At 72.2% G+C, this 6,619-nt stretch carries 5 protein-coding genes; all 5 read right to left on the minus strand.

All coding sequences use genetic code 11. From position 1 onward, the window contains the following. On the minus strand, positions 1–1,332 hold a 1,332-nt coding region (gene ftsW / locus G3I65_RS42270; RefSeq protein WP_160701069.1), incomplete at its 3' end, for a putative lipid II flippase FtsW. After that, positions 1,319–2,725, minus strand: a complete 1,407-nt coding sequence (murD, locus tag G3I65_RS42275) for a UDP-N-acetylmuramoyl-L-alanine--D-glutamate ligase (RefSeq protein ID WP_239071778.1) — start codon at positions 2,723–2,725, stop codon at positions 1,319–1,321. The genes ftsW and murD, both read right to left, overlap by 14 nt. A gap of 2 nt (positions 2,726–2,727) precedes the next feature. Further along, the gene (gene mraY / locus G3I65_RS42280; RefSeq protein ID WP_160701070.1) at positions 2,728–3,810 is read right to left on the minus strand and encodes a phospho-N-acetylmuramoyl-pentapeptide-transferase; all 1,083 of its coding nucleotides are present in this window, start codon (positions 3,808–3,810) and stop codon (positions 2,728–2,730) included. After that, on the minus strand, positions 3,807–5,309 hold the full coding sequence (gene murF, locus G3I65_RS42285; protein ID WP_160701071.1) for a UDP-N-acetylmuramoyl-tripeptide--D-alanyl-D-alanine ligase: 1,503 nt from the start codon (positions 5,307–5,309) through the stop codon (positions 3,807–3,809). Before murF ends, mraY begins: the two co-directional genes overlap by 4 nt. Then, positions 5,306–6,619, minus strand: a 1,314-nt coding sequence (locus G3I65_RS42290; RefSeq protein ID WP_160701072.1) for a UDP-N-acetylmuramoyl-L-alanyl-D-glutamate--2,6-diaminopimelate ligase, incomplete at its 5' end; no start/stop codon positions are given. The genes murF and G3I65_RS42290, both read right to left, overlap by 4 nt.

A 6,619-nucleotide genomic window follows, 5' to 3' on the forward strand; every position in this document is an offset into this window, starting at 1 on the left:
CGCACGGGGCGCGGGCCTGGCCGCCTTCGCCCCGGTGCGCGCCGCACCCTTGCGGGTGGCGGGCGGGCGGTACGGATCGGGCGCGGGCAGCCGCAGCAGGCGTCCGAATTTACCCGGCCCCTGTGTGCGCAGCGCGGCCACCGCCTCCGGTTCGTGCCGGGCCGCGTTCGCCAGCACGCCCATGATGAGCATGGTGATCACCAGCGACGTCCCGCCGTAGGAGATCAGCGGCAGCGTGACGCCGGTGACCGGCAGCAGGCCGACGACGTAGCCGATGTTGATGCCGGCCTGCGCCACCAGGAACACCGTCAGGGTGCCGGCGACGATCCGGATCCACGGGTCGATGTTGCGGGTGGCGATCCGCAGGCCCACGATCGCGACGCCGGCGAACAGCGCGAGCACGACCACGCAGCCGATCAGCCCGAGCTCCTCGCCGATCAGGGCGAAGATGAAGTCGTTCTGCACGTTCGGCAGGTAGCCCCAGTTGGACGCGCCCTGGCCGAGGCCCTTGCCGAAGAAACCGCCGTCGGCCAGCGCCAGCTTGGCCTGGTTCGCCTGGAAGCCCTCGGCGGTCGTGTCGGCGTCCGGCGACAGGAACGACATCACCCGGTCGAGCCGGTAGGGCGCGATGACGGCGAGCACGAGCACGCCGGCCAGGCCGCCCGCGAGGATCACGCCGAACAGCCGTTTCGGGGCGCCGGCGAACCACAGCAGGGCGAGCAGGACCACGGCGAGGGTGACCGTGCCGCCGAGGTCGGGCTGCAGCATGACCAGTGCGAACATCAGCAGCGCGATCGGCACCACGGGCACCAGCAGGTGCCGCCACTGGTGGATCACGTTGTACTTGATCACCAGGATGTGCGCGCCCCAGAAGGCCAGCGCGACCTTCGCGGCCTCGACCGGCTGGAACGTGAAGTCGCCGAGCTTGAACCAGCCCTGCGAGCCGTTGACCGTCGAGCCGAGCGGGGTCAGCACCAGCACCAGCAGGCCGAGGCAGATCACCGTCGCGGTGGCCGACATCGACCGGATCCGCTCGAGCTTGACCCGCAGGCCCACCCAGAACACGACCGAGCCGATGGCGACGAACACCAGGTGCTTGACGAACAGCGAGTACACGCCGCTGCCGGTCTTCGGGTTGTAGGACGCGACCGACGACGCCGACAGCACCATGACGGCGCCGATCACGGTGAGCACGCCGGTGAGGGCGAGCACGAGGTGGAACGACGCCAGCGGGCGCGACAGCCACGCGGTCAGCGCGGACCGGAAGGCGACGAAGCCGCTCTCCTTGCGCTCGCGGCGCGGCCGCTTGGGCTTGGGCTCAGTGACCGTCACTCGGCTCCCCCGCTGCGTCGTCGCGGAGGACGTGCACCGCCGCGGCGAACGCGTCGCCGCGTTCGCCGTAGTTGCGGAACATGTCCAACGACGCCGCGGCGGGTGCCAGCAGCACCACGTCACCTGGCCGGGCCATCGCGCTGGCCGCACTCACCGCCGCAGTCATGGGTTCATCGTCACCCGGACGGAGGCTGTTCACCGGGACATCCGGCGCGTGTCGCGCGACCGCGGCGGCGATCACGGGTGAATCGACACCGAGTAGCACAACTCCGCGCAGGCGGCCAGCGATGCTGCTCACGAGTTCGTCGACCGAGGCGCCTTTGAGCTGGCCCCCGGCGATCCAGACGATCGATTCGTGCGCGCGCAGCGAGCCGGCGGCCGCGTGCGGGTTGGTCGCCTTCGAGTCGTTGACGTACCGGACGCCGGCCACCTCGGCCACCTCGACGGCCCGGTGCGGGGCCGGCTGGTACTCGCGCAGGCCCTTCACGACGGCCTCCGGGGCGACGCCGTGCGCGCGGGCCAGCGCGGCCGCCGCGAGGGCGTTCGAGACGTTGTGCGGGCCCGCCGGGCGGACGTCGGCGAGCGTGGCCAGCTCCTCCGCGCTGGTCGCCGGGTCGGCGACGAAAGCGCGGTCGACCAGCAGGTCTTCGACGATCCCCAGCTCGCCCGCCCGCGGGGTGTCGAGCTGGAAGCCGACGCGGCGGGCGCTCTCGGGCGCGTGCGCCTCGGCGATCCGGGTGGACCACTCGTCGTCGGCGTTGTGCACGGCGACCTTGGCCCGGGCGTAGACCCGGCCCTTGGCGGCCGCGTACTCGTCCATGGAGCCGTGCCAGTCGATGTGGTCCTCGGCCAGGTTCAGCACGACGGCCGCGTCCGGGGCCAGCGTCGAGGACCAGTGCAGCTGGAAGCTCGACAGCTCGACAGCCAGGACGTCGTAGCCCGCGCGGACCGCGTCGAGCGCCGCGTAGCCGATGTTCCCGCAGGCCACGGCGTTGCCGCCGGCCGACTTGAGGATCGACTCCAGCATGCCGACGGTGGTCGTCTTGCCGTTGGTGCCGGTCACCACGAGCCAGGACGGCGGGTGCTCGCGCAGCTGCCCGACCCGCCAGGCCAGCTCGACGTCGCCGATCACCTCGACGCCCGCCTCGGCGGCGGCGACCAGCAGCGGCGACGTCGGGCGCCAGCCGGGGCTGGTGACGACGAGGACGACGTCTTCCGGCGGTTCGGTCAGCCCGGGCACCAGCTCCGCGCCCAGGCCGTCCAGCTCGGCCAGGCGCTCCGCGTTGCCGTCGGTGACGGTCACGCGCGCACCCAGTTCGACCAGCACCGGGACCACGGACTTCCCCGTGACCCCGGCCCCCGCGACGAGAACGTGACGACCGGCGATGTCCAACGTCAGCCTCCGAAGCCCAGCTGCTCGCTGTAGAACAGGCCGAGACCGAACATGCAGCAGATCGCCGAGAGCAGCCAGAACCGGATGATGACCGTGGTTTCGGCCCACCCGGCCAGCTCGAAGTGGTGGTGGAACGGCGCCATCCGGAAGAGCCTTCGCCGGGTCGTCCGGAACACCGCGATCTGCGCGACCACCGAGATCATCTCGACCATGAACAGGCCGCCGATGACGATGGCGAGCAGCTCGGTGCGGGTCGTCATCGAGAGACCCGCGACCAGGCCGCCGAGGGCCAGCGAGCCGGTGTCGCCCATGAAGATCTTCGCCGGGGCCGCGTTCCACCAGAGGAACCCGACGCAGGCGCCGGTCGCCGCCGCGGCGACGACCGCCAGGTCCAGCGGGTCGCGGACGTCGTAGCAGGCGGGCGCGGGGCCGTTCGCGCAGTTGAGGCGCTCCTGCCAGAACGAGATGACGACGTAGGTCGCCAGCACCATCGCCGCCGAGCCGCCGGCCAGGCCGTCGAGGCCGTCGGTGAAGTTCACCGCGTTCGACCAGCCGGAGATCACGATGTAGCAGAAGATCACGAAGAACACCGCGGGGAAGGTGATCAGCGCGAGGTCGCGGACGTAGGAGAGGCTCTGCGACGCCGGCGTGATGCCGCGCTCGTCGGCGAAGTTCAGCGCGAGCACCGCGAACGCGACCGTGACCACCAGCTGGCCGACCAGCTTCGCGGTCTTGTTCAGCCCCAGGTTGCGCTGCTTGCGGATCTTGATGAAGTCGTCGAGGAAGCCGACGACCCCCAGTCCCACCGCCAGCATCAGCACGAGCAGCCCGGAGGCCGTCGGCGCGCCGCTGCGGGAGTTGAACATCCAGTTGATCAGGTGCGCGGCGAAGTACCCGACGACCATCGCGATGATGATCGCGACACCGCCCATGGTCGGGGTACCGCGCTTGGACTTGTGTCCCTGGGGGCCTTCCTCGCGGATCTCCTGGCCGAAGCCCTGCCGGGAGAAGACCCGGATCAGGTAGGGCGTCAGCAGGATGGAGACCAGCAGGCCCGCCGCGGCCGCGATCAGGATGCTGATCACGCGTCACCACCGTTCGAGCGATTCTCGGAGTTGTCGGTTTCCCGGGGTTCGAGCAGGGCCTCGGCGACCCGCCAGAGGCCGGCCGCCTTGGAGGCCTTCACCAGCACCACGTCCCCGGGGCGGAGCTGATCATGCAGCAGGGCGGTCGCGGCCTCGACGTCGGGTACCAAGGTCGATTCCTCGCCCCAGGAACCCTCCTGGAACGCGCCCTGGTGCATGGCCGCCGCCTCGGGGCCGATCACGACGAGCTTGGCGATGTTGAGCCGGACGACCAGGCGGCCGATCTCGTCGTGCGCGGTGACCGCGTCAGCGCCGAGCTCGCCCATCACGCCGAGCACGGCCCAGGACCGGCGGCCGCTCTCTCGCGTCATCGCCGCGAGGGCCTTCAGCCCGGCCCGCATCGACTCGGGGTTGGCGTTGAACGAGTCGTTGAGGATCGTCACGCCGTCTTCGCGCGTGACGACCTCCATGCGCCGCGCCGACCGCCGTTCGAGCCCGGACAGCCGCGCGGCGATCTCCGCCGGCGTCGAGCCCAGCTCCAGGGCGACCGCGGCGGCGGAGAGGGCGTTGCCGACGTGATGCTCGCCGTGCAGCGGCAGCTTGACGTCGGCCTCGCCGGCCGGGGTGACCAGCCGGAAGGACGCGCGGGCTTCGTCGTCGACGGTGATGTTCTCCGCGCGCACCTGCGCCGAGGGGCTTTCGCCGACGAACACCACGCGGGCCTTCGTGCGGCTCGCCATGGCGCTGACCAGCGGATCATCGGCGTTGAGGACCGCGAGGCCGTCCTCGGGCAGGGCCTCCACCAGCTCGCCCTTGGTCTTCGCGATGCCTTCGCGCGAGCCGAACTCGCCGACGTGCGCCGAGCCGACGTTGAGCACCACGCCGATCTTCGGCGGCGCGATCTCGGCGAGGTGGGCGATGTGTCCCGGGCCGCGCGCGGACAGCTCCAGCACCAGGTGCCGGGTCTCCGCGTCGGCCCGCAGCGCGGTCCAGGGGTGGCCCAGCTCGTTGTTGAACGACCCGGGCGGCGCGACCGTCGGGCCCAGCGGCTCGAGCAGCTGCGCGATGACGTCCTTCGTCGACGTCTTGCCCGACGAGCCGGTGACGCCCACGACGGTCAAGGTGCCCTCGGAGAGGCGCTGCACGACGTACCGGGCGAGCTTGGCCAGCGCGCCCAGCACCGCGGCGCCGGAGCCGTCCTTGTCGCCGGTCAGCGCGACCGAGCGCTCGTGGACCTCTCCCGCCCCGATCGGGGGCACGACGATCGCGGGCCCGTCGACCTCGCGGGCGGCCAGCACGGCCACGGCACCGGCCTCGACGGCCTGCGCGGCGAAGTCGTGGCCGTCGACCTTCTCCCCCGGCAGAGCGACGAACAGGCCGCCGGGCGTGAGCTTCCGGGTGTCGAACTCCACGCTGCCGGTCACCTGGGTGCCCGGTTCGGCGCGGTGCAGCCGGCCGCCGACGACGTCGGCGATCTCGGCCAGGCTGAGCACGATCACACGTTCACCTCGAGTTTGTTTCTGATGGCCGCGGCCAGCTCGTCGCGGTCGGAGAACGGGTGCACGACACCGCCGGCCTCCTGGCCGGACTCGTGCCCCTTGCCGGCGAGGAAGACGATGTCGCCCGGCCCGGCCAGCGCGACGGCGTGCGCGATGGCTTCGCGGCGGTCGCCGATTTCGATGACCTCGCCGCCCTCGGCGGGCCCGACCGCGCGGGCGCCGGCCAGCATCGCCGCGCGGATCGCCGCGGGGTCCTCCGAACGCGGGTTGTCGTCGGTGACGATCAGGACTTCGCTGCGGCGGGCCGCCGCCTCGCCCATCATCGGGCGCTTGGCGGTGTCCCGGTCGCCGCCGCAGCCGAGCACGGTGATGATCCGGCCCTCGGTGCGGGCCCGCAGGGCGTCCAGGCCCTGGGCGACCGCGGCGGGCTTGTGGGCGTAGTCGACGACGGCGGTGAACTCCTGGCCGACGTAGACCCGCTCCATCCGGCCCGGCACCTGCACCTGCGCGAGCCCGGTGACGATGTGCTCCAGGCCCACCCCGGCGGTGCTCAGGATCGCGGCGGCGAGCACGGCGTTGGCGACGTTGAACTCGCCGGGCAGCGGGATCTTCGCGGCGGCGCTGAGGCCGTCCGGGCCGTGCAGGGTGAACGTCTGCTCGCCGTGCGGGGTGGCCTCCAGGTCGGTGGCCTTCCAGGCGGCCTCGGTGCCCGGGTCCGTGGTCACGGTGATCGTCTGCGGCGTGAGCAGGGCCTGGCCCCACGCGCTGTCGACCACGACGACCTCGCTGGTCGAGCGGCCGTCGAACAGCAGGGACTTCGCGGCGAAGTACTCCTGCATGTCCTTGTGGAAGTCCAGGTGGTCCTGGGAGAGGTTGGTGAACGCGCCGACCGCGAACCGGGTGCCGTTGGCGCGGCCCAGCGCGAGCGCGTGGCTGGAGACCTCCATCGGCACGTGCGTGACGCCGCGCTCCAGCATCACCGCGAGCAGCGCCTGCAGGTCCGGCGCCTCGGGCGTGGTGAAGCCGCTGACCAGCCGTTCGCCGGCGATCCGCGTCTCGACCGTGCCGATCAGGCCGGTGGTCAGGCCCGCGGCCTGCAACCCGGCGTCGACCAGGTAGGACGTCGTGGTCTTTCCGGAGGTGCCGGTGACGCCGAGGACGGCCAGCCGCAGCGAGGGCTCGCCGTAGATCCAGGCGGCGATCTCGCCGAGGGCGGCGCGCGGGTCGGCGTGGACCAGGATCGGGACGCCGGCGTCGCGCAGGGCGGGCCGCTCGGCGCCGTCGGCGTCGGTGAGCACCGCGACGGCACC

The sequence above is a fragment of the Amycolatopsis sp. SID8362 genome, assembly GCF_010550475.1.
GTDB lineage: Bacteria > Actinomycetota > Actinomycetes > Mycobacteriales > Pseudonocardiaceae > Amycolatopsis > Amycolatopsis eburnea.